This window comes from Halomonas binhaiensis, from assembly GCF_008329985.2.
In the GTDB taxonomy this organism is placed as follows: Bacteria; Pseudomonadota; Gammaproteobacteria; order Pseudomonadales; family Halomonadaceae; genus Halomonas; species Halomonas binhaiensis.
Genome location: NZ_CP038437.2, coordinates 115,711 through 139,395, shown reverse-complemented (window position 1 = coordinate 139,395; position 23,685 = coordinate 115,711). Strand labels below are relative to the sequence as shown.

Sequence of the window (23,685 nt, the reverse complement as noted above, 5' to 3'; positions counted from 1 at the left end):
AGCCCCCTCCTGCGGCCCCTGAAGGGGCTTCTCTCCCATGACGTGCCACAAGTTCAGGCAGCCCAATCGGTCATGGTAAGGCTCCTGCTTACATGTCCCACATGTCCTTTCTCCTTCCTTGACCTCAACCTAAGTTGAGGAATTAGGCTGCATCAGCCCATGGTCCAGCATAAGCGTCGGACCATCAGATGCTTTCAAGGAAGGAATCCATGCACAGCACCCTGACATCCTCTTCACGGCAGCAAGGACTCCCCCTGCGCCGCATGATCCTGCTGACGATGCTGATCGGGCTGAATCTTCGGCCGTCGATGGCGGCCATAGGCCCGCTGGTCGAGCGTATCCAGGCCGATATTCCCATCAGTTATTCTCAACTCTCCCTGCTCACCACTCTTCCGGTGCTGGCGATGGGAGCGGGCTGCTTCCTCGCCATGACACTGGCCCGTCATCTGGGACAGAATCGCCTGATCGGAAGCTCCCTGCTGCTCATCGCCTTGGCCGACGGTCTGCGCCTGGTCGGGCATGGCAGCGCGACGTTGTTGATCACCGCCCTGATCGCCGGCATTGGCATTGCCAGCATCCAGGCCCTGCTACCGTCACTGATCAAGCATCAGGCAGGGCAACGCACACCGCTGGTCATGGGCTGGTATGTTGCCTCCATCATGGGAGGTGCAGCGATAGCCGCTACTTCGGCCCCGATGCTTGCCGAACTGACCGGCAGCTGGCAAGCCGCCCTAGCAGTCTGGGCACTGGTGGCCCTGGCTGCCTTGCTGGTCTGGAACTGCCGCGGGCTGCTATTGCCGGCCACCGACAGCACGGCCGAAGGGCCAGATCTCCGGGCTACGTTGTATCGCCAGCCACGTGTCTGGACCCTGACCGTGTTCTTCGGCCTCAGTGCCGCGGGCTATGCCTGTGTACTGGCCTGGTTGCCACCCTATTACATTGCGCTCGGCTGGACGGAATCCGCTGCCGGCTTGTTGCTCGGCTATCTCACCGCCATCGAGGTGGTCGCAGGTCTGATCCTGCCCTCCCTGGCCCAGCGCCGCTCGGACCGGCGCCCTGTACTGATGCTTCCGCTGGGTTGTGCCCTGGCTGGCTTCCTGTGGTTGTGGCAGGCCCCGGCAGTTGCGCCTCTAGCCATCGCCACTTTACTGGGCATCGGCCTCGGCGGTCTGTTCCCGCTGAGCCTGATCATCAGCCTTGACCACCATGCCGACCCTCATCGTGCCGGCTCCATTACGGCTATTGCCCAGGGTGCCGGCTACAGCATCGGAGCTCTGTCACCCTGGCTGGCCGGTGCCGTACGCGACCAGTTCGGCAGCTTCGCCTGGGCCTGGGCCGGGCTAACCGTCACCAGTCTGCTGATGGTGATCATCGGGATGCGTTTCGATCCACGCCACTATGAGCGAGTGATTCGTGACTGAGCTTTCACCCATCATCAGCACTTCTCCAAGGTTGTGGAAACCATACGGCAAGTCGTGACAACCAACGGGAAGAAGAGCTCGCGCCACCCTGCATAATTAGTTGAGATGTATTTGATACGCACCATCTCAAGAGCAACAGAATCAGGTTCACGCCTTAGGGAACCGTGGATCAGCCTCACCCGATGAGGGGACAGCGACATGTCGCTCGCGTGGGATTCTGGTCGCTACGACAAACGCCAGAATCATGGCAAGAGCGGACAGGAGTAGTGCTGACTGAAGGCCTGCCGTAATGCTTGCAGCACTGCCGGCAACGAGCGACCCGAAGACACCAACGCCGATAACCCCGCCGATCTGACGAGCTGCGTTCAGCGCCCCCGACGCAATGCCAACCCGCCCATGATCGACTCCAGACAACAGCACCGCGTTGATCGGGGGGACAACCAGTGCGGCGCCGATGCCAATCAGGAACAGTCGAGGAATGATGGACCCAAACGGTGTCGAGGCAGAGATTTCGGAAAGCCACAGATAGCCGATGGTCGCCATCACAAGCCCGGCAAGAATCAGCAACTTCGGCCCGAAGCGAGCAGAAAGCCAGCCGGCACCAAAGTTGGTCAGGGTGATGACACCTGTCATCGGCAGGAATGCCAAGCCAGTCTGCAGAGGGGAGTAGCCTTTGACCGTCTGAAAGAACAGGCTGACGGCAAACATCAAACCATAGAAGGCAAAATTGATCGCCATGCCGATAAAGGATGGCGCCGCCACCGCAGCAGTGCGCATCACTCCGAGCGGCAACATCGGATCCGGATGATTCGACTCGTAGAAAACGAACCCCATACCACAGATGACAAAGGCTCCAAATCCCGCCAGCACCAAGGGCGCCTCCCAACCAAAGCGGCCAATCTCGACACAGCCGATAGTCAGGCCGCCCAGAGCCAGGATGGCAAACATCTGCCCTATGGGATCCAGGCTGCGAGTGGTGGGGCGAGTGCCATGCGGAGCATTCGTGAGAGTAAGCCAGACCCCAACCAGGCCAAGGGGAAGGTTGATCAAGAAGATGCTCTGCCAACCAAAAGTGTTGATCAAGACGCCGCCGACCAACGGGCCGGCCCCAAGGGCCGAACTGGCAATTCCGGCCCAAGTTCCGATGGCTCTTGCACGGGAAGTCGTTTCGGAAAAGCTCATGGTGATGAGCGCAAAGGAGGCTGGCACACAAAGCGCCGCTGCCAGGCCCTGGGCAATACGGGCAGCAATCAAGCTTTCGATCGATCCGGAAAACGCGCATCCAACCGAGGCAAGAGTGAAGAGCCCCAGCCCCGCGGCATAGACCGGGCGCGGCCCGAGCCGATCACCCAGTGCGCCTGCCGACAAGAGCAGGCTTGCGAAAACGAGTGTATAGGCGTTCAAGACCCATTGCAGTCCGGTGACATCCGTCTGCAGGGCCTCGCGAATGCGTTCGAGCGCGACATTGACGACGGAAACATCAAGGGAGATGACAGCAAAGCCAAGGCTGGCGGCGACGAGGGTCAGTTGAGGAGAGCTGGTTTTCGAGGAAACAAGGAGCTTCATGTGTGTACCTCTTCAGGGAGTTCCACTGAATCTTGCTGATGAAGCGAATATAAGCCCTACCTCTTTTTACGATAATCCCCTAGATTTACACTTGTTTCATGCATGAAATCGAACAATGAACTACCGAGAAGCCAAAATGCGCCTGCCGCTTACCGCGCTCGAAGTCTTCGCTGCAATTGCCCGCCATGGCAGCCTGCGCGCCGCCGCTAACGCCCTGGGGATCAAGCCCTCGACGGTCAGTCATCAACTGAAATCGCTTGAAGACCAGTTGGGCGCCCCCCTGTTCATCCGCACCACCAGGTCTATCAGCCTGACTGAAGCTGGGCGGGCCCTGATTCGCGGTGCGGGGCCCGCCTTCGAGCAGTTAGCCGGGGCCGTCGAGAGCGCCCGCACCAGCGGCCATGCAGCACGGGGCACATTGAAGCTTACGATTCCGGAATTCGCCTATCGCCTCGTTGTCGGCCCAGCCCTGGCATCCTTCTGTGCGACCTATCCGGAGATCGAGGTCGAGCTTTCTCTGACTGACGCACTTACCGATATCCTGGACGATGAGCTACATGCCGGTTTCCGACTGGGGGACCGAATTGCACAAGATATGGTGGCAGTACGCATGACACCCCCTCTTGCTCTGACCGTAGCGGCCAGTCCCTATTATCTGTCAGCAGTTGGCCACCCGAAGACCCCGGAAGACCTGTTGGACCACAGCTGCATCCGCTATCGTTACCAGCCCTCAGGCCACATCGCGCCTTGGAGCTTCCATACTAGAGATGGCGAGATCAGTGTGGATGTGCGAGGGCATCTCATCGCCGACTCGCTTCCTGTTTTGGTCGATCTGGCAACACAAGGAGCTGGCCTGATCTACACATTCCACGACTATGTTGCCGAAGAGTTTGCGACAGGGACACTGCTTCCAGTACTTGAGCGCCATATGCCTGAAACCCAGGGCATCTTCCTTTATTTCCCGCGCGAATACCGAGACATGGTGCCACTGCGGCTGCTTCTGGATCATCTCACACAACAGGGTTCATCAGGGTGATCACATCGGTGATGACAGAGCATAGAAATGTCGCATCATTGCGCTTTCCTGCGCCCAGCTCGAACTTTTCATGGACTATGAAAATATCCTTGGCCTCACTCTGGGCCGAGCGATTTTCCAGGATCACGACATCGCCCTCGGTTGAGTGCTGATATCCACCTTACTCCGCTAATGTCTCCGTAAATGTCTTCTAAGAATAAAAAAAGTCATTTATATTCCAAAGACACTTCTGACAGATTTGTTCTATATGAACTTTCAACAGCTACGTATCGTGAGAGAAACCGTACGTCACAACTTCAACCTCACCGATGCATCCAACGCGCTCTTCACCTCCCAGTCGGGGGCCAGCAAGCATATTCGTGACCTGGAAGAGGAGCTGGGGGTCGAGCTCTTCGAGCGTCGAGGAAAGCGCATTCTGGGGCTGACTCAAGCCGGCACCAGGTTGCTGGAGATCATCGAGCGCATCTTGCTGGACGCGGAGAATCTCAAGCGCTCGGCTCATCAGTTGACCCATGAAGATCAGGGCATCCTGGCCATTGCCACGACTCATACCCCTGCCCGCTATGCGTTGCCGCCGATCATTGCCCGCTTCAAGCAGGCCTTTCCCAAGGTGCATCTGGAGCTTCACCAGTGCGGACCCGACGAGATCGTGTCTCTACTCAAGGCCGGCAAGGTGGACATCGGTATCGGCACCGAGGCGCTTCACAAGGAGGAACAGCTTTTTGCCTGCTTTCCCTTCTACCACTGGTATCACGGTGTCATCGTGCCCGAAGGGCACCCCCTGGACGATGGAAAGCCACTGACCCTGGCCCGTATCGCTGAACACCCCATCGTCACCTACCACGAAGGTGTCAAAGGACGCGCTCGTATCGATCAGACCTTCATCTCGGCGGAGTTAGTGCCGGATATCGTGCTGACGGCGCTGGATGCCGATGTCATCAAATCCTATGTAGAACTGGGGCTGGGCGTCGGCGTGGTCGCTTCGATGGCCTACCATGAAGATCGCGATCGGGGACTAAAGCTGCTTGATGCCAGCGACCTACTGCCCCGCAATATCACTTATCTGGCCCTGCGTAGAGGGCGTTTCCTGCGCAGCTTTGCCTATCACTTCCTGGAGCTCTGCCACAGCGACCTGGACGCCGCCACCGTCCAACAGGTGTTGGCTGGCAATCAAGGTTAATTCACGACAAGAGCACGTCACCGGTTTTCAGGCGTTCCTGTACCGCTCACGAACCTGATCAAACAACAAGGCCTCATCGGCACGGCACATGACTTATCGACAAGGTGCAGCGCGGAAGAGGCCAGGCTTTTCCCACTCAGGACACTGAGAGAACTATTTCTTCTGCAGAAATATCCCGCATTCCCGGTGCTCTTCGCCCTTGGTTGGGTCGAAGTAGATGTCGTTGTCCGGCAGGCCATTCTCATGGACATATTTCTCGACATCGACTTTCCTCAGGTGGAACATTGGCGCCACCCGCACAGTGCCGTGACTGCCCTGGGTGAATACATCCAGGTTTCCGCGATGCGTGTTCTGGTCGTGGCGAATACCATTCAACCAGACATCAGGCTTCAGCTCCTGCATGGCGCGATTGAACGGCTCCAGTTTCACGGTGCGTGAGAAGAAATCGTGCTCTGGAGTGTCAAACGCAGGAATACCGTTGTAAACCGCATCGTAGTGCGCAGCCGACATTTTCGGTGCGTAAGTCACCAGGTTGAGATCAAGCTCTTTGATCACTCGATCAATATGCCGGTAGGTTTCTGGCGTGTTGTAACCGTGGTCGACCCAGACCACCGGAATGTCCGGCTTGATACGGGTGACGAGATGCAGAAAGGCCACCGCCAGTGGACGGAAGTTGGTGAAGACGACCGGATTCTCTGCTCTCTCGAGCGTATAGCGCATGATTTCGCTCGGCAGTGCACCCTTGAAACGGTCGTTGAGTGCTTCCAGGTCAGCGCCATGATGAAAGGCGCGTTCTGGAGCGACGATACTCTGAGTATTGGCGTTCGGTCCCATGGTCCCTATAGCTTCTCTTAGATAAATGAATAGAGAGCATGCTACCGTTTCTCTAGACCTAAAAGAAATAAGAAAATCTTATAACTAAAGATTTGGCTATAAATCCTGCATCGCGAAACGAACGGGAGAATGCTGTAACCGAGGGCACTTCAATCGGGGGTTGTCGGGGGCGAAGTCGCTCGCCATCGCTGAACTTTCTTGACCAGTGTTGACTGATCGATGCCTAACGCTGCGGCGGCGGCACGAGTATTGCCATGGGCAGCAAGGGCCGATTCTATCAACTGCTTCTCAAGGGCAGCGACTTGCTCACGTAGTGTTCTTCCCGAGGAAGTCACGCCTCGTGCCGGGACTGGCCTACTGTCTACAGGAAGGTTGTCCGATGTAATCAAGTCCTCGGTGGCGGTGACCACGAGCCGCTCGGTCAAGTTGATCAGTTCTCGGATGTTACCAGGCCAATCGAGGGCCACCAGTAGCTCCAGAGCCTCGGGGGTCCACTGGATATGGCGAGAATATTGCTGGTTGAAATAGTCGAGATAATGGTGGAGTAGCGGAATGATCTCCTCGCGACGTTCACGCAGAGGCGGCAGTGTCAGCGGCACGACTCCAATACGGTAGTAGAGATCCTCGCGGAAACCGCCTTCGCGTACACGCTGATGAAGATCCTGATGAGACGCAGTGATCAAGCGGACATCGGCATGACGAAACTCGGTGCCGCCAACAGGAAGAAACCTCCCCTCCTCGACGACCTTGAGCAGCTTGACCTGCAGTGATAAGGGGAGGTCACCAATTTCGTCGAGAAAAAGGGTGCCACCATGCGCAACTTGCAGCAGGCCCTGCTTGCCTCGTGAGGAAGCTCCGGTAAAGGCACCGGGGGCATACCCAAACAGTTCCGCTTCCAGCAGACTCTCCGGGAAGGCGGTACAGTTGAGTTCCAGAAAGGGACCATCGGCACGTTGGCTGTGGCGGTGGATATATCGGGCCAGTTGGGTTTTTCCGACCCCGGTTTCTCCCTGAATCAGCACCTTTACCTGTGTTGGGGCAATGCGTTGCGCCAAGTCGTAGCAGGCTATTGTCTGGTGACTGGTAATCAGGCACTGCGCCCCTTCGTCGTCCGTCGCTACCCCGTATGTCTTGCGTATGCGTTGGAGTTGTTCCAGCTGGTCCTGGGCGTGCTTGGCACGCAGGAGCTCAGTCACATCGCGGACATTTGTGACCACATACTGCAGTTCACCATCGTGGTCGAACATTGGCATGCCACTGACCACGATCTTGCGACTGTCGCGAATGGTTTGTACCAGGGTGATCGGGCGGCGTTCACGGATGACTTCAAGTGAGACGGACTTCGAGATGTAACCTGCCTTGACCAGGTCAGCCATGTGGAAGCCCACCACATCCTCCCGGCGAATCCCGGTGATGCGTTCATAGGCCTTGTTGATGGTCACGGTGACGCCTTGCGCATCGGTAATGTAGACACCATCGTGGAGGGCGTTGAGCACTGAACGCAGTGGTTCCGTGTTGAAACCATTCTGCGAGATATTGGCCTGGCCTGACGTAGGGGGTGTGCCCGTCACCCGGTAGCGAATGCACTCTCCGACAAGGCGGCCAAGATCAGCTTCGCGCATGGCCATCTCGATATCCGTCGCGGTCAGCACACCGATGGTTTGGCCTGCATCATCGAATACCTCTACTGCGTCGGCTCCCTGTTCCCGGAACAGAGGGTAAGCCTCTTCTATTGTCAGGCTCTCTTCGATCCGTTGCATTGACTGGACCTCTTTCCAGAAGGCCTGCCGAGGTTGTCGGCAGGCGGTGGTCAGGTCAGTCAATTTATGCCAACTCGTGGGCCTGAATCCCGTTCTTTCTTGACCTCGGCAGGGCCGGTGTCAGTGGCTGGCAGTGGATCGGACTCCAAATCCTTGGCAAAAGTCCCGTCGTTCTCACCAGAAAAGAAGCGCTTGCCGTAGATCAGGACACAGAGCAGTACGCCGACGGCGAAAGCCCAGGTGGCCCCCTTGATCACTAGAACCGCGGCGATGATCCCCGCGATGCCCAGATCACGTTGGCTGCGTGCCTCCAGGATTCCGATACGCACACTGACATACCCCTGGATCAACAAGGTCAATGCCAGGGCGATACCCAGAATTGGCTGCACCAGGCTGACGATCGGTAGCAACAGCAGCCCCGTATTGGTACCCCAACGGAAGGATCCTGAACCACCGAAGATCGAGTTCATGGCCGCCTTGCCCTGCTTGTAGCGCTCTACCGTCACTACCTGCATGGCAGACCATAGCGGGCCGCACATCACGACATCAGGACCGAGAATACTCATGCTGAAGTTGCGGGCGCCGAAGATCATGTGAGCCCGGTTGGGGCTATAGTCGATCTTTTCGTCACGGCGCTTTTCATCTGCCTCGTCCAGCAGCGCCTTGCTCTGCAGTACATCGCCGAATAACACGATGTAGGCGGCCAGCACGGTGGGTATCGCGGTGATGAACATCATCAGCGGCGGCAAGCCGACGCCAAAGACGGTGTATTCGCGAAACATCAGGGCGAAATCGGGTTGACTGAATCCCCACTCTACATTCGGCCAAGGGGCCTCACCGAACAGTGGCGCGATGATGATGGCGAGCACAATAATCGGGAAGATGCCGAGCTTGCCAATGGCGCCCCAGAATCCCCCTCGCGTTTTCAACTGGCTGAAATGGTGTGAGAAGAGAAGATAGAAGGCCAGGCCGATGGCAATGGTAATGGTGAGGGGGTACTGGTCGAAACGGCCGCCTTCATCAAATACCACGACAATGGCAGCAAGGCCCGCCCCCATGATCACTCCCGCCTTGATGGCGGAAGGAATCAGACGCACCACCTTACTGGCCATGCCGGTCTGACCGAGGACGATCGCCAGAATCCCGAGCATCATCTGGAACGTTATCAGAGCATGCACCCTGTCTACCCCTTCCGGGAAAGTGGCGACATAGGCCATGAGCAGAGGAATGGCCGGGGTGATCCAGCCGGGGATCACCGGGTCTCCAAGCAGATGGTGTAGCAGGTATAGCAGGCCGTTGAGCATGACGATGGCCAGGGCAGCTTCGAAAGGCATGCCCAGTAGCTGCATCATCAGGGGAATCGCGGCGAGATCCACCGCACACATGAGCAAGCCCTGCAGGTAGTCGGGCAGCTCGAAGCGATAATGCAGGAAAGGCAGGCGCAGCTTGAAAGGCCCCAAGGGAATATAGGGGGACTCCTCCCCATCGATGCGGTGTTTCCAGGTACTCATGGCGTGTCTCCAGGCTATTTTGTGTTGTTGTGTTGTTTTGGTGCTTCTTTGTAGTGCGCTGGGTGACCTAGGCTTTGTGTGAAAAGTCGGCGAGCGATGATCAGGCAAGGAGGAATTGATCGAAAAAGCGGAGTTTACAGGGTGTAAATGAGCATTTTGAGATCAGTTCCAACACAGCATGAGCAAGCGCAGGCACTTTTCGTACAGAGCCTTAGTAAGCGGCTCGGTAGATAGCTTCAATATCAGCCAGCACCAACTTCCTCGGGTTGTTGCGCAGGAGCCGATCAACCTTGATGGCTTCGGCTGCCAGTTCGGGCAGTGCCGATTCCGGGATATCGAAGGAACGGAGGCCTGCAGGAATCTCGACATCCGCGCATAAACGGTGCAGGCGTCGGATGACTCGCTCGGCGGCCTCGTCGTCAGTGAGGTTGTCGATCGGCTCACCGAAGGCCACCGCTATACCGCGGAAGCGCTCGACGCAGGCGAGCTTGTTCCACTCCATGACATGGGGCAGCAGCAAAGCGTTGGAAACCCCGTGAGCCAGGTGATAACGGCCGCCCAGTGGATAGGCCAGAGCATGAACGGCTCCGACGCCGGCATTGCCGAACGCGAGACCTGCCATCAGGCTGCCGGTCGCCATGTCCTCGCGAGCCTGGATGTTTTCGGGATTGGCAAAGGCCTTGGGGAGTGCCCGAATGATCAGCTCCATGGCCTTGGTGGCCAGAGCATCAGTGATCGGGGTGGCGAAGTTCGACAGATAGGCTTCGATAGCATGAACGAGAGCGTCGACACCGCTGGCCGCAGTCACCGAGCGAGGGCAGCTCTGCGACATTTCCGGCGCCACAATGGCAACATCCGGCAGCAGATGATCGCTGACAATGCCTTTCTTCATCTGCTGTTCGGCATCGGACAGGATGCTGATGTTGGTGACTTCCGAACCGGTTCCCGCAGTAGTAGGGATGGCGATCAGGGGAATGTTGCGTTGGCGCACCTGACCTTCACCGAACAGTTCGTGCAGGGGGCCATCGTGTTGAGCATAGACGGCCACACATTTGGCGATGTCCATGGCACTACCGCCACCTACGGCAATTAGCCCATCGTGCTCCCCGGTACGGAAAGTGTCTGTGCAAGCCTCGACGATGGCGACTTCGGGCTCCGGTGTCACACCGTCATAAATGGCGTAGTCGACAGCATTGAGCTGATCGGTGATGAGCTTCAGAGTGCCCGATTGCAGTACACCACGATCGGTGATGACCAGAGGCCTTTGCATACCAAGGCGTTGAACCTGAGGCCAAAGTTCACTCGAAGCCTGGTAACCAGTGATCAGGCGATGAGCGCTCTTGAAATTGCTGACTGTCATGGGCAGGACCTGTGCTTGTTATCGTGAGAGGGAGCGCGATTCATGGCCCCCGTTCCGGATTAACTGATAGCAAGGGTCGTGCCAGTTTTTTTATTTTCGTAATTATTTGTTTTTTAGATTGTTTTCTTGATGACCGACTCAAAGGTCGACTCTGATGATGATATTTTTCATCGATATAGCGGCTATATGATGATGAATTTCATCAAATCAGGAAGATCATCGGCTTCCATGAACGCTAGTCCTGTGACTGAAGTGCCCTCCAGAGCCGCTTCACCCCACTCTGCAAAGTGCATAAAAACCGACCTATTTAGAGCATGGACAGGGACGCCCGAGATCATTGCAACGAGAGTATAAAATCGGTTTCAAGAACAGTTGATTGAGTGCTTTGCTTCAGATGCATGCTAGAGGCAATATAGTTTCGTTAGCACGACAACTATTCTGGATACTCAACTAAAGGAACACCGCTGATGCGATTGTTGGGGCGTAGCAATTCGACCAATGTCAAAAAGGTCATGTGGTGTGCGGCCGAGCTTGGCCTGCCACTTGAGCGCATAGACATGGGAGGGTCCTTCGGCGGCCTGGATACCTCCGGCTTCCGGGAGAAGAACCCCAATGGCCTGATTCCCTGTTTGGAGGATGGCGAGCTGATCCTTTGGGAATCCAATACTATCGTTCGCTATCTCGTCGCAGAGTATGGTGAGGGGCGTCTCTCCAGTGACAGCCCTGCGAGTCGAGCCCGCTGCGACATGTGGATGGACTGGGTGCTGTCGACGCTGGCCGCCCCCTTCCGTGACGTGTACTGGAACAAGGTACGGGCTACCGACGACAACCGTGACGAGGCGGCCATGGCGCGGGGCCTGGAAGATCTTTCCCGTCACTTGACCTTGGTCGATGGTGTGCTCGCCGAACACCCTTGGCTGTCGGGTGAGCCTTTTGGCCTGGCCGATATTCCTCTGGGATGTTACGTCTATGCTTGGTTCGGCATGGATATCGAACGTCCTGAGCTACCGCACCTGACAGCTTGGTATGAACGCTTGTGCGAGCGCCCTGGCTACCAACAGCATGTGATGCTTCCGCTTACCTGATCACAGGAATGTTCCTCGAATTATCCTGGGTGATACACATTCCCGCCCGAGCGAGAAAAAGCCGCCCTTGGGCGGCTGGTCGGGTCGAGATGGGATTACCTGTTCGGAGCCCCTTGGTCTGCGGCGCTTTCTTCTTGTGCTTGGTGGTATAGAGCATCCGCGCCCGCATCACATCGAATGATTTGCGCAAAGGTTTCTCGAAGCAGATATTCGTTTTGTCAAAGAGTGACAAAAGGCGCAAGGGTATGCGCCTTCCGTTCGCCGGATCACCCGTGACAGACTTCAGCGATGCCCATGTCGCGGGTTTCGTGACGGGTACGCAGCGCGCTAAATGAGGTGATGTACCCCGCTACTGCGCTGGCGACCACGGTGGGTGGGCTGGCCAACCACACTTGGCCAGGCCCGGAGCGCCCAGGAAAATTGCGATTGATGGCGCTGACGGTCACCTGATCTTTGTCCACCGATGACCCTGGCCCACAGTTCGCACAGGCTCCGCAGGCTGGCTGGAGCAGTTCTGCACCAAATCTCCGGAAAGCCGACAAGTAGTTCTTCTGTTCACAGTATTCACGTACATCGACCGTGCCGAACTGCAAGAACAACTTCACGTCCGGATGACAAGTCAGTCCCTGTTCGAGCGCCCAGTTGATCACGTCAAAATAGTGATCGAAGTCGTCGCGCTTGCCTGCGGTACATGAACCACCATACGCAATATCGACCCTGACCCGTTCCGTCATGTCGGTAAGACTGCAGCCGTTACCAGGGTCTCCGGGAGAGGCAATCATCGGCAGCACTTCACCGCAGTCGAGCTCTATCGTATCGGCATAGACAGCACCCGGATCGCTGCTCATCCAGGACTCAAGCTCAAAGTCGATGTCTCGTCGTTCCTTCAGAAAACGCACCGTTTCCTGGTCGGGTACGACGATGCCGGTGAACCCTCCCAGCTCGGCAGTCATGTTGGTCAGCGTGGTGCGTTCATCGGTGGAGAGATACGCCACGGCAGGACCGCTGAACTCGAAAATCTTACCGACACCCAACCCTGCTTTGATGCGACTGTCAGACAACAGCGCCAGTACCAGATCCTTGGCCGTCACCCCGGCCGCTAACCGACCCTGGAGTAAGATACGCAAGCTCTGTGGGTAAACGGCTCTTACCGATCCTGTCATGAAGGCATTAGCCATATCGGTGGTGCCCACTCCGAATGCCAAACAGCCCAATGCGCCGCTGTGGGGAGTATGAGAGTCAGTGCCGACGACGACCTGTCCGGGCAACGCATAGGTCTCGGCCATCATGGCATGGGATATGCCCTCGCTGCCTTCGGCGGGCAGATAGCCGTGGGCCTTGATACCGTGCCGTTGCACAAAGTCACGATGAGCACGAGACAATCCATCAAGCTCACCCACCAGATTCTGTCCCAGGTGCGCCGGGCTTCGGCGCTTGTAGGACAGATGGTCCTCAAACGCCAGAATCGATTGCGGTTTATGAAGTTCGAACGTTTCGCCGAAGCAATCGTGAAGCAGATGAGCACAGAGTCCGGTGTAGTACTCATGGATAAAGCGCCAGTCGGCCCGCATCAGAATGCCCGAGCCATAGTCGACGTGTTCAGCTCCACGGGCCTTGATCAAATGTCGATGGATGATTTTTTCGGCAAAAGTCAGGGGCCCGGCGGGTAAATCCAGGGAGCACTCGGCGGGTAAGTCGGTCTCGTTGCTCAGGTGGTCACGGCCGTAGTTCAGCAGCCCCCCGCTTTTGAGAATGGCAGTCGACAGTGTGTCTCTGCTACCGATCAATTCACTGAGCGGTATGTCTTCGCCTGCCAGCAGCCGAGGCACCAATGACAGGTCGGTGGAGGTCAGCAAGCCAATATTGTCGGCATTTTGTCGGTAGATACGCTCGAAGCTTTCGGCAATTACCAAGCGTATCCCGGCCTTTTTTTCCGCCAGAGGGCTATGTTCACGTGACGAGCCCTTGCCGTAGCGTTTGCCCGCGACAGTTACTTCGTAGCCCCGGGAAACCACATCGTCCTTTCCGATTGGCAGTACAGCGCCGGTCTTCAAGCCGACATAGGGGTATGAAGCCAAGCGATTGTCAAAATATGCCAATACGGGAATCGGCGTTATTTCATCGGTAGAAATATCATCACGCAATGGTGCGGCTTGTTCCAGGGTCAACGCTTGCGCCCCCAGTTGCCGCGACATTTTTAACGGATCGTTGCTCAGAAACAGCAGTTTTGGATTACGGCTCAAAGGCATGATCTTTCACCTCGAAAACAAGTCAGTGCCAGATTCATACCGAGTGCTGGCCATCGTAGATGCTGTAGTCGTACTCTTCCAAGTTGGTGGCAATGACCGGTGTGCTTGGCACCGGGCTCACCTTGCCACCCCAGGTCGCATAGATCAGCGCCCCGGTGGATGACTTCCAGGCGTGGGTACTGCCCGGAGGGTAAATGACCAGGTCCCCTTTGAGGTAAACCCCATTTTCATCTTCAAAATCACCGTCCAGAATCAGGAAAGTTTCATGGCCATCGTGAAGATGAGCCGCCGCACTGGCACCCGCGTCGCAACGGATCAACGCAATGCGCTGGGCACTTTCGGCGCACTCGAACAGGGTATGGATACGGGCGCCGTTACGGCCCAACTGCGCGTGCGCCGACCAATTGATCAAGTCAGGTTCCTGGGAAACACCCAACAGGTTGAGAACGGTAGGAGTCATGGTCGAGAGCCTGTTACAGAGATGAGGTGACGAAGTGGGCGGTCGAGCGGATATTGGCCGTGAGCGAAATTCTTTCCATGGCGGCCAAATGACGCTCTTGTGTCACCGCCGAGCATGCGTCTTCCAGCACCGTGACAATGAAGTCGCGGTCATGCCCTTCGAGCGTCGTGGCGAGGACGACGTGCTCGGTCGATACCCCAGTCAAGATCAATTCCTCTATGCCTTGGGTCCGCAGAACCAACTCAAGGTTGGTCTGATAAAACGGACTGACCCTACTCTTAGCGATGATGATTTCATCGTCGAGTGGCTTGAGGTCCTCATGTACCTGGGTCGACCAGGTGTCCAGCTTCAGCACGGAGTGAGCCCGAGCAGGTGCGAACACTCTGGAGTGAGGGGGAAACTCCTCATAGTGCTCGTTGAACCCTACAACGATAAAGATGATGAGCAATTGTTGTTCGCGCGCATGCTTGAGGGCCGAAGCCACATTCTTCAATACGCCGCGTTCCTGGGTTTGCTGGTAGTAACCCTCACATGCATAGACACCTTCGGGATGGACAATTTCGTTGATGAAGTCCATGACCAGTAATGCTTTTTTTCCAGACATCATTCATCCCTGATTAGACTGTTTCAGCAAGCCGGTCGGGTACATTCACCCAGGCTGGCTGCAGCGCGTGTGCGGCTACATGATGTGCATCCTGGGCAAAGTCGGTCCAGAAGCCAGGGCGACTGCTGCCAGCCTGCATGAACCAGCGGGTGTGTTCCGAAGGCAAGCCTAGGACATAGAGGTCCTGCAGCGGGCAGCCATGCTGGTCAATCGGGTGATAGGGGCCAGGTGTAACACTGACGCCACCGGTGACAAACGCCTCATCTGCATCCTGATTGACAAAGTTGTTCCAATACCCGCGTCGCACCAGGTTGCGGGTCAGGGTCGCCGGGTCCCGGAGCAAGTCAGGGGTGGGAATGCGCGCGTCGATGACCACATCGAGTAACTGCCGGGAATGCTTGACCCGGGGGGATTCGATGGTCAGCTTTTGTTGTTCGATATCAGTGCCGTAGATAGTTTCGGGACCTACCAGGGTCAATACGCCAGCCGCGATCAGCGCGCGAATCTGTTCCGTACGATACAGGGGCGGCCCGGAAGTCAGGAAAAAGCTGATAGGGGCGTAATCCTGCAGAAAATCTACGCGATGGGAACGCGGCCTGAGTCTTCCAAAGTCCACCACACTCCTGATCAGAGCACGCGTATCCCTGATGGTATCTAGGGCGGCCTTGAGCGGATTGTCGATGTTGCCTTCGCGGGCGTTGTGCAGATCATCCAGCAACGCTCGATCAAGAGCCTGGGCGAAATCGGCAGGGCTGTCGAAGTGTTGCGACTGGAAGGGGCGGGCGAGTCGATTCAGGTCCAGCGCCGCCAGTTCGTTCACGCCGAATCGTGTTGCCTCGTCCGCAAGTGCTGGCAACGAGAACAATTGCTGCTGTACCACGCGGGACTTGAACTGCAGTTCTGCTGCCGCACCTTTCTGGATTCGGATGGCAGTCGCAAAGTAAACGATGTTGATTTCGACCAATAGCAGCGGCAGCACTTCGGTAGAGAAGTCGATGTCACCGCGCTTTTGCAGCGCCTCGATCTTTTCCCATGTGATGTACAGGGGCTGGTACTGAAAGTTGGGGCCTTTCTGGTTTCGCCCCCGGGCAGGGATCAGCATCCCACTGCGCGAACCGGCGTACAACTTCGGCTCCAGATTGGACGGAATATATGTAGTAACGCCGTTGACTACATTGAATCTTCCGCCCCTGCCGACCGTCAAGTCGGCGACGATATCATGGAAGGCCAAGCCCAGACCGATGATACCCACATGCTGGTGTGGCTCGATGAGCGACAATGGCATGTCCGCAGCGGAGTCACCCCGGATGAAGGTCAATCCTTGTACTTGGTTGGCAAACTGCTGCAGATCCTTATTCCAGCCGGTCAACTCCGGGGTCGGATGCCCGGTTGCGATGACGACCTTATCCACTTCAAGCACTTGGCCGTTATCCAGTGTCAGGGTGCGGGTGTGGTCGGTGTTAACCAAATCCACGACCTGACCATCAATCCGATGCAATGAGATCTGCGGTGTAAAGCTGGCCTCAATAGTCGACAAGACGAATTGCATGTACTCGCCATGCATTGCACGCGGCGCGTACGAGTTCGGCCCAGGATAGGCCGGGTCTACGGCACTCCACCATTGTGCCAGCGAAGGACCAGCACCGGGGCGCGCGGGGCCATCATCCAGGGGCCCGGAAAAGGAAGAAACTTCTTCGGCCACCGTATTCATCACGTAATGATGAGGCTGGTCGGTTCTCCAGATCCGGCCAGTGCCTATCGGTGCGCTGTCTATCAGATAAACCATCACCCGCCGCGCCGGAGGCTGGGTCAGCATGAGGGCGGCAAGGCGCTCGAGGACTGACAAGCCACGGGGGCCACTACCGATGATTGCGATTCGGTGCGCGGATAGAAAAGATGCATTATTCATAAAGGGTAAACTCACGCCAGCCAGTATGTGTGAAGTGGTAAAAAACCATCGGGGCAGTTACTGGAAGGCGTAATGAAGTCGGCTGACGGCCTCGTCGATGTCTTCATCACTGCCAGCAAAGGACAGGCGTATATAACCTTCTCCGCCCTCACCAAACGCCGTACCGGGGGTGACAGCAACCTTTACCGTTTCAAGCAGCCAGCGTGTAAACGCCATTGAGTTTTCGAACCCCAGAGCGGATATCGATGCAAATACATACAGAGCACCCTCGGGCGCCACACAGGTAATGCCATTTATTTTTTCAAGCCCGCTCACGAGTCTGTCGCGACGCTGCTGATAAGACACCACCATCTCGGCGATCCGTTGCTGGCAACCTGCAAGTGCAGCGACGCCGCCAAATTGAATAAACGAGCCAGCGCAGCCCACCGTATGCTGTTGAACCTTGAGCATCTGGTGGGAGATCTCCTCGGAGCTGACGACATAACCCAATCGCCAACCGGTCATCGCGTAGGCTTTAGAGAAACCGCTGATCGTCACGGTGATCGGCGCCGCCCCTTCGATGCTGGCGATGCTGATATGACGCGATCGGTCATAGATAACCTTTTCGTAGATTTCATCGCTGACGATGTACAAGCCATGTTTCAACGCCACCTGGACTACTCCGAGTACTTCTTCGCGGGTCAATACGCGACCAGTAGGGTTGTTGGGGTTATTGATCAGAATGGCTTTGGTACGTGGCGTGACCGCCTGTTCCAGTGCATCAGGGTCAAGCATGAAGCCGGTTTTACCGTCTAATGGCACGGCTTTAACGGTTGCACCCGCCATTGCGGCCATTGCCTTGTAGCTCACCCAACTGGGGGTTGGGACGATAAGCTCATCGCCGTCATCTAGTAACGTCATCAGTGCGATAAACAGGGCGTGTTTAGCCGAAGGTGTAATAATGATATTTTTGTCGGCATCCAGCTCAAGATCGTGTTCGCGCTTATATTTCTGTGTGACGGCCTCTAGTAACGCCTTTGTTCCACGACTGGCGGTGTAATGGGTTTCGCCGTCGCTGAGTGCATCTATGGCAGCATGAGTTATATGGTCAGGTGTCCTGAAACTAGGTTCACCGCCGCCAAGATCAATGACATCTTCACCCTGCTCCCGCAATTTACGCACTCTGTCTAAAATTGCATAAGTTTCCGAAAGTTTCAGGCGTTCAACCCGTTTGGAGACCGTGCGCAAATACATCCAAATCACCCTGATTTAATGTTTTATACAATTATGTTTTAAGTGGAAATATCTACGGAATTGCGATTAATCAATGACGCAGCCGGCCCTGTTGTTGGACCAGTAAGGCTTGAAACTTTCTGCAGTTTCTGGGTCTTTGAATGCGTAGGTCTTCAACAACCAACGAGAAGTGGCACTTTCAGGGTTAATAATGTCGATTTTTTCCCGATTATGCAGGCCATCCTGATTGGCGAATGTCAATAAATCCCCAGTAAGAATTCGGTGACGTTTGCACTGGGAGCGGGTTATTGCACTTTTAAAGGCAATGAACGCATCACGTGCTTCAACGGGTGCTTCTGGCGCGACACAGGTCATGGTGTCCAGGTAACGAATGGTGTGTGTATTGCTCAAGATAGGATGCTTTTCCGATGTGCTGAGCTGTTTATTCATATCTCGGGAGAAAACATCGAATACGGTGAAGAAATGCGCCTGACGCAAGTAGTCGATATGGATAGGATCCAGGTTTCTGATGATATCTGCGCCATCGACATAACCCGTGTAGATCAAGTCATCATCCGGGCAGCGCATTCCCAGCAGTGTGATGTAGTCCGCCCTAACTTTATGGGCTGTACGATCATTATGGAAAACCAGTTCACTGTCGCTGAAGCCTGTCAGTTGACCGCTGTATTTCTTGATGGCAATGACGTCGGTGAAAAAATCTCCCTGGTTACGTGTCTCGTAGGATAGCAGGGGTGTGGCGGTCAGTTGGGCGAATAACTCAAGGAATGCTTCGCTGATAAATCGGTTTTTCTTAAGGTATTTATCGCTGACCGGATCCTCAGGGTCCAACTCAGGAATAACCGGATCCAGAGGGCAGTTGCGAATGACGTGGATCTTTTGCTGGTGGCTGGCTCGTTCCTGGCTGATGTCCTGACATACTTCGACGAAGCGAGAAGGGACCAGGTGATGCAGATTTCTTATTTCCTGCGAAAAACCTGGATAGTTCTTATAGGGAGAGAGGTACGATTGTTCTAGAAAGCTGAATAGTTGTGCCTTTTCATCAGGCGTAAAGATGAATTTAGGGATCATGGTTTCCTCCAATGAAATAAGTGCAAGTCCAGATGAATACAAGCTGATCCATCAGCCCATATTTATGTTGCTGTAGAGAATATTGCTCCGCTTTAGTTGAGGTCGTGAAACATTGACGTTGACGGGGCTCAGCCTGAACCCAACTCCAGTGCGTAATTTTTTTCCACACGGGGGAACAGCGGTACTGTCAACAGCGCACAGAAGGCTGCTGAAAACCACACCGTGCTCCAGGAGAAATGTGTCATGAGGGCTGAGGCTGCGATCGGCGTGGCGAACAACACGACAAAAACGCAGGTATTACCCATTGCCAGGGCGGTGCCGGCGCGATTGGTGCCCGCCAGTGTGGCCAGTTCGGTGTAAGCCACACCGTGCCACGCTGACACGCTAATCCCGGCGACGACCATTACGCCGATGATCAAAGCGCTAGCCAAGGGTGTTTCGTTCATGCCATAAGAGCTGGCAACCGACACGGTGGTACCCAGCAGCAGGAACGTTACGGCACTTAACCAGGCGCAGGCCTTGAGGTAACTGCGGCGGTTCTTGTTTTTATCGGTCCAGTGCCCACTCCATATCCTGCTGACGATAGCGCCGACCTGTATGACGGCCAAGGTCGCGGATACCAGGGTTATATTGAGGTTGCTGAAATCGTGAAAGAACACGGCCGCGTAGGTGAGTATTGCAAACTGTGGTGCGCAGAGCAGTCCTATGGCCAACACGATTCGCCAGATCCGCGAATCTTTCAACGGACTGCTGCTGGATGCAGCGTTCTGCTGTTTAGCCACTGCACCGGAGAAGTCCGGCTCATAGAGCCAAAGCCAGGCAAACAGGCCTGCCACCAGGCAGAACAGCGCACTGGCACCGAACACTTGGACAAAGCCGTACCGATGGGCCAGGAAAGGCAGTATCACCGCCCCCAGGGCATAGCCGCCCGGTACCGCCGTTTGCCGGATGCTCATGGCCAGCCCCCGCTCTCCTTCCTTGAACCATGCCATGATGGCCCGCCCGCTGGCACCATTGACACTACTACCCAGCAGCCCCACGACAAACAGCCCAATGGCCAGCAATACCAGGGTGGGTGCGTACAGCGCCAACATAGCCAAGACCAGCAGGGCAATCCCTGAACTCAGAAGCCCGGTGAGCAATACCGATCGATCGCCCCAACGGTCAGTCAACAGGCCCCAGGGAATTTCGCTGATGGCAATGCCAAGCCCCAATACTCCTAGCACCAAGCCCAGCTCGGTATTGTCGAGCTGATAAGTAGCACGCATGTATATGGCAGTTGCCGGCAGCCCACCAACAACACTGGAAAAACTGGCGTTGGCAGCGACACCGACACCTAGCACTTTCCAACGGTGACTATTTTCGACTGGCATAAGCTCCCCAAAAAAAGTTGAATATCTGTTGGCAAAAGTTTCCCATGCACTCATCGTGCTGAATATCAAATAATTTTGCGCATTAATCCCGAAAAACAGGATGGTTATGAGACCGGTGAATTTTGATTTGGATGTCATGCGCAGTTTCGTCACAGGCGTTGAATTGGGTAGCTATGCCAAGGCGGCACAAAAGCTCTCTCGCTCAACTTCAGCGATCAGTGCTCAACTGAAAAAACTCGAAGCCCAAGCAGGTTCACCGCTCTTCACCAAGTCCGGCCGGAGACTTGCTTTAACGGATACGGGGGAGGTGCTGCTCAATTACTCACGACGTCTTTTGAGCCTCAACGATGAAGCCGTCACCGCCGTTTCCGAGCTCAGGCTAAAGGGCTGGGTGCGACTGGGCCTTCAGGAGGACCTGGGCAGCTTCTTGCCCACGGTGTTGGGACGGTTCGCCAGAGCCCATCCAGACGTCCGCGTGGAGGCCCGGATTGCACGAAATGCCGATTTGCTGAGTCGGATCGACAATGGGTCGCTCGACCTGGCTGTGGTGTGGGGCGATCGGCGCAATGGCGGGTATCAGGAACGCATCGCAGACTTGCCAATGCAATGGATCGGGTCCGCCCACGGGTACCTTGACTGGAACAGCAACTCGGGTGAGCCATTGCCGATCATTGCCTTCGACGCGCCGTGTCCCTTCCATTCGATGGCTACCGAAGCGCTGACCCGCAAAGGCATCTCGTGGATGTTGTCGTTCACCAGCTCTAGCCTCAACGGCCTGTCGGCGGCCACCGAGGCAGGGCTGGGTTACACCATCAGGACACCCTTAGGGATGCAGCCAGGCACGACGCTTCTGGATGCCGAAGAGCGAGGGCTGCCACCATTGCCCAGCATCCCTCTGACGTTACACCGACGAGAGGCCAGCCCTAATCTGTTGACCGAGCGACTATCGAGTATCGTTACCCAGGCCATTCGCAGTGAAATCGCTTACTAGAAACATTTATTGAGCACCAACGGAGCGCGACGGGCATGGGAGCGGTCATAGACATCATCACGATACCGCCATCTGTGACGTTGATGGATGCTGCCTGAATGTCAGCACGAATCTTCGGCGTGGTTGTTGCTTGGCTATGGAGTTTGATGTCCATGCGTCTGTTCCCGGATGAGGTGCTGCAAAAGCTCCCTGGTGGCTAACAAAGAATATCTTCTCAAATTGATCTGACCATCCGGGACTCAAAGTTATCCTATGAATGCAGGCAACATGAGGATGCCGCACAGCAGCCAGCATTAGGAGGGTTGTACTTGAGGTGTGATGTCCACAGGATGCGGCGCCCGGGATGGGCGCCGCCGCCAAAGATGGCAAGTCGCATCACCATCCAAGCTTCTCTAAGCCAAGGATGGGCTCCTTTCACGCCCCCCTTCTCCTAATCCTTCCCTTGGAGTCGGCATCGGGTGATGCCCCTTTGATAGATTCGGGGGCGAGAGCATGCTTGTCAGTCGATAAATAATGGGAGGTAGCTCCCAAAAATGCATGCGGTAGTGACGCGTGCTACCTATGCCTGAGAGCTGATAACTCCGTTTTTAGGAAATTTCGGTTTCTGCCAATACACGCCGCAAGACAGCCCACGATAGGTCGGAATGAGTCTCGAATTTGTCTTCTTCCCTTTTGTCTTCACTGATGAAGTTGAAGGTCTCTCGAGAGTGGGAGGGGTGTTTCTCAATATCGTTATGATGCACTTCATAATCATGGGGCATCATCGGCACCTCGTCTTCATCGAGGTAAACATGGAAGCTGGCGCCAAACTCTTCTGTAGAATTAATGAATCCAGGTCCAGTTTTACCCTCTCCCCCGTTTAGCGGGCAATAAACCCGGTGAACAGGGTAGGTGTCCTTCGATAGCCAAGCACATTGGCCAGGACTAAGGGTGGTAAGGCCGAGTTTTTCGGCATTCCAGTCCAAAGACTTGTACAGCATGACATCTAGTTGCCCAGCAAGGCAGAAAACGATGCCGGTCGTTTCCCCGTGAGAGTGGATAGGTGAGTAATGCTGGGCTGGCCAGATCTCAAGAACTACGGGAGAACCGATGTCGCCCTTATCCTCATGCAAAGGTTCTCGTATATGGCCGTCAGCCTCGGCGAGGTAGTCGTACTGACTTTTCCCAGTGCAGGCTACGCGTATATAAGGTGGATGACTCGGGTCAGCTTCGGCTTTCAGGCGTAAAATCCTACGTAGCAAGCCAACTTTTCCGTCGGGATGCTTGGAGGGAGAGAGGTGTTTGCGAATTGCCGCAACCTCCCAAGACGACAGACGCATGTTTTCAGCTTTGCGTGCCATGTCCATGACCACGGGAGGAATCATTAATTGCTGGACGTATTCGTCGAAGAATGAGGCTTGACTGATTATCGGTGAAGGGATAGCTCTCGCTGCCTTCTGGCGAAGGTCTCGATCTTGTTCCTTCGTGATATGAAATGGATATTCTGTTTCACATCCATCCTGGTTACGGTCTTCTTCTAGGTGGTTGGAGTTTGTCATTCTTTCCCCGCCATGGATTAGGGTTAGGCTGTGTATTGAAACCTCGTTTTATTGTTATTGTTAGTATTGATGGCTTCCTGAGAATTGCCGAATAGATAACAACAGGGAGATGGAGCTGCTTTTGGAACTATCCCTTGTTTGTCTTCTTTGTGAAGCTTGTATGCCTGCGGAGACCTTGTCAACAATCCATTGAAAACAAATGTTTTTTATGTTTTATATTTGTACTTTTAGTAATCAAGTGTGGTGTGAAGTGGGTCAAGAAGTGACTCTCCAGTTTCTGCGCACCTGACGTGGCTAATACTGGGCGAGCAGAAATCAAGTGGGCATTACACCGAAAAACACCCGGCGATGATGAGCTCATCATTCCTTAATGGATTCCACGGATCAAACGCAATACCAGGCTAATAAAGAGCAGAACAACCACTGAGGCATAGAGCGGGAACCAACGTGCCCACCAGTTAATGGAAAGCAACGGCGTGTTGTTGGGATTGCTGTCGGAATAACTGC

General features: G+C 55.4%; 18 protein-coding genes and 2 pseudogenes. 5 read left to right on the top strand and 15 right to left on the bottom strand.

Annotated elements, in window-relative coordinates; genetic code table 11:
• The first annotated feature begins 209 nt into the window (after window positions 1–209).
• Window positions 210–1,421 (top strand): cyanate transporter, encoded by a 1,212-nt coding sequence (locus E4T21_RS00735; protein ID WP_240349245.1) that lies wholly within the window; start codon window positions 210–212, stop codon window positions 1,419–1,421.
• Between the two features lie 147 nt (window positions 1,422–1,568).
• On the opposite strand, the gene E4T21_RS00730 is transcribed toward E4T21_RS00735, so the two are convergent.
• Complete coding sequence (locus E4T21_RS00730) at window positions 1,569–2,987, bottom strand: MFS transporter (RefSeq protein WP_149282628.1); 1,419 nt, start codon at window positions 2,985–2,987, stop codon at window positions 1,569–1,571.
• Between the two features lie 115 nt (window positions 2,988–3,102).
• Here E4T21_RS00730 and E4T21_RS00725 point away from each other — a divergent pair, with 115 nt between their 5' ends.
• Window positions 3,103–4,023, top strand: a complete 921-nt coding sequence (locus E4T21_RS00725; RefSeq protein ID WP_205423433.1) for a LysR family transcriptional regulator — start codon at window positions 3,103–3,105, stop codon at window positions 4,021–4,023.
• Between the two features lie 247 nt (window positions 4,024–4,270).
• The gene (locus E4T21_RS00720) at window positions 4,271–5,203 is read left to right on the top strand and encodes a CysB family HTH-type transcriptional regulator (RefSeq protein WP_149282626.1); all 933 of its coding nucleotides are present in this window, start codon (window positions 4,271–4,273) and stop codon (window positions 5,201–5,203) included.
• A gap of 153 nt (window positions 5,204–5,356) precedes the next feature.
• Here E4T21_RS00720 and E4T21_RS00715 read toward each other — a convergent pair whose 3' ends face one another.
• From E4T21_RS00715 to E4T21_RS00700, 4 genes are all read right to left on the bottom strand, one after another.
• The gene (locus tag E4T21_RS00715; protein ID WP_149282624.1) at window positions 5,357–6,037 is read right to left on the bottom strand and encodes a phosphoadenosine phosphosulfate reductase domain-containing protein; all 681 of its coding nucleotides are present in this window, start codon (window positions 6,035–6,037) and stop codon (window positions 5,357–5,359) included.
• Between the two features lie 149 nt (window positions 6,038–6,186).
• The gene (locus E4T21_RS00710) at window positions 6,187–7,797 is read right to left on the bottom strand and encodes a sigma 54-interacting transcriptional regulator (protein ID WP_149282622.1); all 1,611 of its coding nucleotides are present in this window, start codon (window positions 7,795–7,797) and stop codon (window positions 6,187–6,189) included.
• Window positions 7,798–7,856: 59 nt separating this feature from the next.
• A complete protein-coding gene (locus tag E4T21_RS00705; RefSeq protein WP_240349244.1) occupies window positions 7,857–9,308 on the bottom strand; it encodes a hypothetical protein in 1,452 nt (483 codons plus the stop codon).
• A gap of 211 nt (window positions 9,309–9,519) precedes the next feature.
• On the bottom strand, window positions 9,520–10,668 hold the full coding sequence (locus E4T21_RS00700) for an iron-containing alcohol dehydrogenase (protein ID WP_149282620.1): 1,149 nt from the start codon (window positions 10,666–10,668) through the stop codon (window positions 9,520–9,522).
• A 467-nt stretch (window positions 10,669–11,135) separates the two neighbouring features.
• Here E4T21_RS00700 and E4T21_RS00695 point away from each other — a divergent pair, with 467 nt between their 5' ends.
• Window positions 11,136–11,753: a glutathione S-transferase family protein gene (locus E4T21_RS00695; RefSeq protein ID WP_205423432.1), complete on the top strand. Its 618-nt coding sequence runs from the start codon at window positions 11,136–11,138 to the stop codon at window positions 11,751–11,753.
• On the opposite strand, the pseudogene E4T21_RS21620 reads toward E4T21_RS00695, so the two are convergent.
• The 8 genes and pseudogenes from E4T21_RS21620 to E4T21_RS00660 form a co-directional block, all read right to left on the bottom strand.
• Window positions 11,746–11,934, bottom strand: a pseudogene (locus tag E4T21_RS21620) (hypothetical protein); the annotation flags it as partial. The gene E4T21_RS00695 and the pseudogene E4T21_RS21620 sit on opposite strands and share 8 nt — an antisense overlap.
• 85 nt (window positions 11,935–12,019) lie before the next feature.
• Window positions 12,020–14,002, bottom strand: coding sequence for an aconitase family protein (locus E4T21_RS00690; protein ID WP_149282614.1), 1,983 nt, complete (start codon window positions 14,000–14,002; stop codon window positions 12,020–12,022).
• A 34-nt stretch (window positions 14,003–14,036) separates the two neighbouring features.
• A complete protein-coding gene (locus tag E4T21_RS00685; protein ID WP_149282612.1) occupies window positions 14,037–14,462 on the bottom strand; it encodes a cupin domain-containing protein in 426 nt (141 codons plus the stop codon).
• A 13-nt stretch (window positions 14,463–14,475) separates the two neighbouring features.
• The gene (locus E4T21_RS00680) at window positions 14,476–15,069 is read right to left on the bottom strand and encodes a cysteine hydrolase family protein (RefSeq protein WP_149282610.1); all 594 of its coding nucleotides are present in this window, start codon (window positions 15,067–15,069) and stop codon (window positions 14,476–14,478) included.
• A 10-nt stretch (window positions 15,070–15,079) separates the two neighbouring features.
• On the bottom strand, window positions 15,080–16,975 hold the full coding sequence (locus tag E4T21_RS00675) for an FAD/NAD(P)-binding protein (protein WP_149282608.1): 1,896 nt from the start codon (window positions 16,973–16,975) through the stop codon (window positions 15,080–15,082).
• 57 nt (window positions 16,976–17,032) lie between these two features.
• On the bottom strand, window positions 17,033–18,208 hold the full coding sequence (locus E4T21_RS00670) for a pyridoxal phosphate-dependent aminotransferase (protein ID WP_149282606.1): 1,176 nt from the start codon (window positions 18,206–18,208) through the stop codon (window positions 17,033–17,035).
• 66 nt (window positions 18,209–18,274) lie between these two features.
• A complete protein-coding gene (locus tag E4T21_RS00665; RefSeq protein ID WP_187775071.1) occupies window positions 18,275–19,276 on the bottom strand; it encodes a Fe(II)-2OG oxygenase family protein in 1,002 nt (333 codons plus the stop codon).
• A 128-nt stretch (window positions 19,277–19,404) separates the two neighbouring features.
• Complete coding sequence (locus E4T21_RS00660; RefSeq protein ID WP_149282604.1) at window positions 19,405–20,649, bottom strand: MFS transporter; 1,245 nt, start codon at window positions 20,647–20,649, stop codon at window positions 19,405–19,407.
• A gap of 115 nt (window positions 20,650–20,764) precedes the next feature.
• On the opposite strand from E4T21_RS00660, the gene E4T21_RS00655 reads away from it, so the two are divergent.
• A complete protein-coding gene (locus E4T21_RS00655; RefSeq protein ID WP_205423431.1) occupies window positions 20,765–21,640 on the top strand; it encodes a LysR substrate-binding domain-containing protein in 876 nt (291 codons plus the stop codon).
• A gap of 29 nt (window positions 21,641–21,669) precedes the next feature.
• Here E4T21_RS00655 and E4T21_RS21400 read toward each other — a convergent pair.
• Both E4T21_RS21400 and E4T21_RS00650 read right to left on the bottom strand, forming a co-directional pair.
• Window positions 21,670–21,794: pseudogene (locus E4T21_RS21400) on the bottom strand (IS481 family transposase); the annotation flags it as partial.
• Window positions 21,795–22,227: 433 nt separating this feature from the next.
• Window positions 22,228–23,178: a cupin domain-containing protein gene (locus E4T21_RS00650; RefSeq protein ID WP_149282600.1), complete on the bottom strand. Its 951-nt coding sequence runs from the start codon at window positions 23,176–23,178 to the stop codon at window positions 22,228–22,230.
• Window positions 23,179–23,685 lie beyond the last annotated feature (507 nt).

What these genes read in the sequence shown, in the direction of transcription:
- E4T21_RS00735 (WP_240349245.1), top strand. Translation starts at nt 210, where the DNA reads ATGCACAGCACCCTGACATCCTCTTCACGGCAGCAAGGACTCCCCCTG.
- E4T21_RS00730 (WP_149282628.1), bottom strand. Translation starts at nt 2,987, where the DNA reads ATGAAGCTCCTTGTTTCCTCGAAAACCAGCTCTCCTCAACTGACCCTC.
- E4T21_RS00725 (WP_205423433.1), top strand. Translation starts at nt 3,103, where the DNA reads ATGAACTACCGAGAAGCCAAAATGCGCCTGCCGCTTACCGCGCTCGAA.
- E4T21_RS00720 (WP_149282626.1), top strand. Translation starts at nt 4,271, where the DNA reads ATGAACTTTCAACAGCTACGTATCGTGAGAGAAACCGTACGTCACAAC.
- E4T21_RS00715 (WP_149282624.1), bottom strand. Translation starts at nt 6,037, where the DNA reads ATGGGACCGAACGCCAATACTCAGAGTATCGTCGCTCCAGAACGCGCC.
- E4T21_RS00710 (WP_149282622.1), bottom strand. Translation starts at nt 7,797, where the DNA reads ATGCAACGGATCGAAGAGAGCCTGACAATAGAAGAGGCTTACCCTCTG.
- E4T21_RS00705 (WP_240349244.1), bottom strand. Translation starts at nt 9,308, where the DNA reads ATGAGTACCTGGAAACACCGCATCGATGGGGAGGAGTCCCCCTATATT.
- E4T21_RS00700 (WP_149282620.1), bottom strand. Translation starts at nt 10,668, where the DNA reads ATGACAGTCAGCAATTTCAAGAGCGCTCATCGCCTGATCACTGGTTAC.
- E4T21_RS00695 (WP_205423432.1), top strand. Translation starts at nt 11,136, where the DNA reads ATGCGATTGTTGGGGCGTAGCAATTCGACCAATGTCAAAAAGGTCATG.
- E4T21_RS00690 (WP_149282614.1), bottom strand. Translation starts at nt 14,002, where the DNA reads ATGCCTTTGAGCCGTAATCCAAAACTGCTGTTTCTGAGCAACGATCCG.
- E4T21_RS00685 (WP_149282612.1), bottom strand. Translation starts at nt 14,462, where the DNA reads ATGACTCCTACCGTTCTCAACCTGTTGGGTGTTTCCCAGGAACCTGAC.
- E4T21_RS00680 (WP_149282610.1), bottom strand. Translation starts at nt 15,069, where the DNA reads ATGATGTCTGGAAAAAAAGCATTACTGGTCATGGACTTCATCAACGAA.
- E4T21_RS00675 (WP_149282608.1), bottom strand. Translation starts at nt 16,975, where the DNA reads ATGAATAATGCATCTTTTCTATCCGCGCACCGAATCGCAATCATCGGT.
- E4T21_RS00670 (WP_149282606.1), bottom strand. Translation starts at nt 18,208, where the DNA reads ATGTATTTGCGCACGGTCTCCAAACGGGTTGAACGCCTGAAACTTTCG.
- E4T21_RS00665 (WP_187775071.1), bottom strand. Translation starts at nt 19,276, where the DNA reads ATGATCCCTAAATTCATCTTTACGCCTGATGAAAAGGCACAACTATTC.
- E4T21_RS00660 (WP_149282604.1), bottom strand. Translation starts at nt 20,649, where the DNA reads ATGCCAGTCGAAAATAGTCACCGTTGGAAAGTGCTAGGTGTCGGTGTC.
- E4T21_RS00650 (WP_149282600.1), bottom strand. Translation starts at nt 23,178, where the DNA reads ATGACAAACTCCAACCACCTAGAAGAAGACCGTAACCAGGATGGATGT.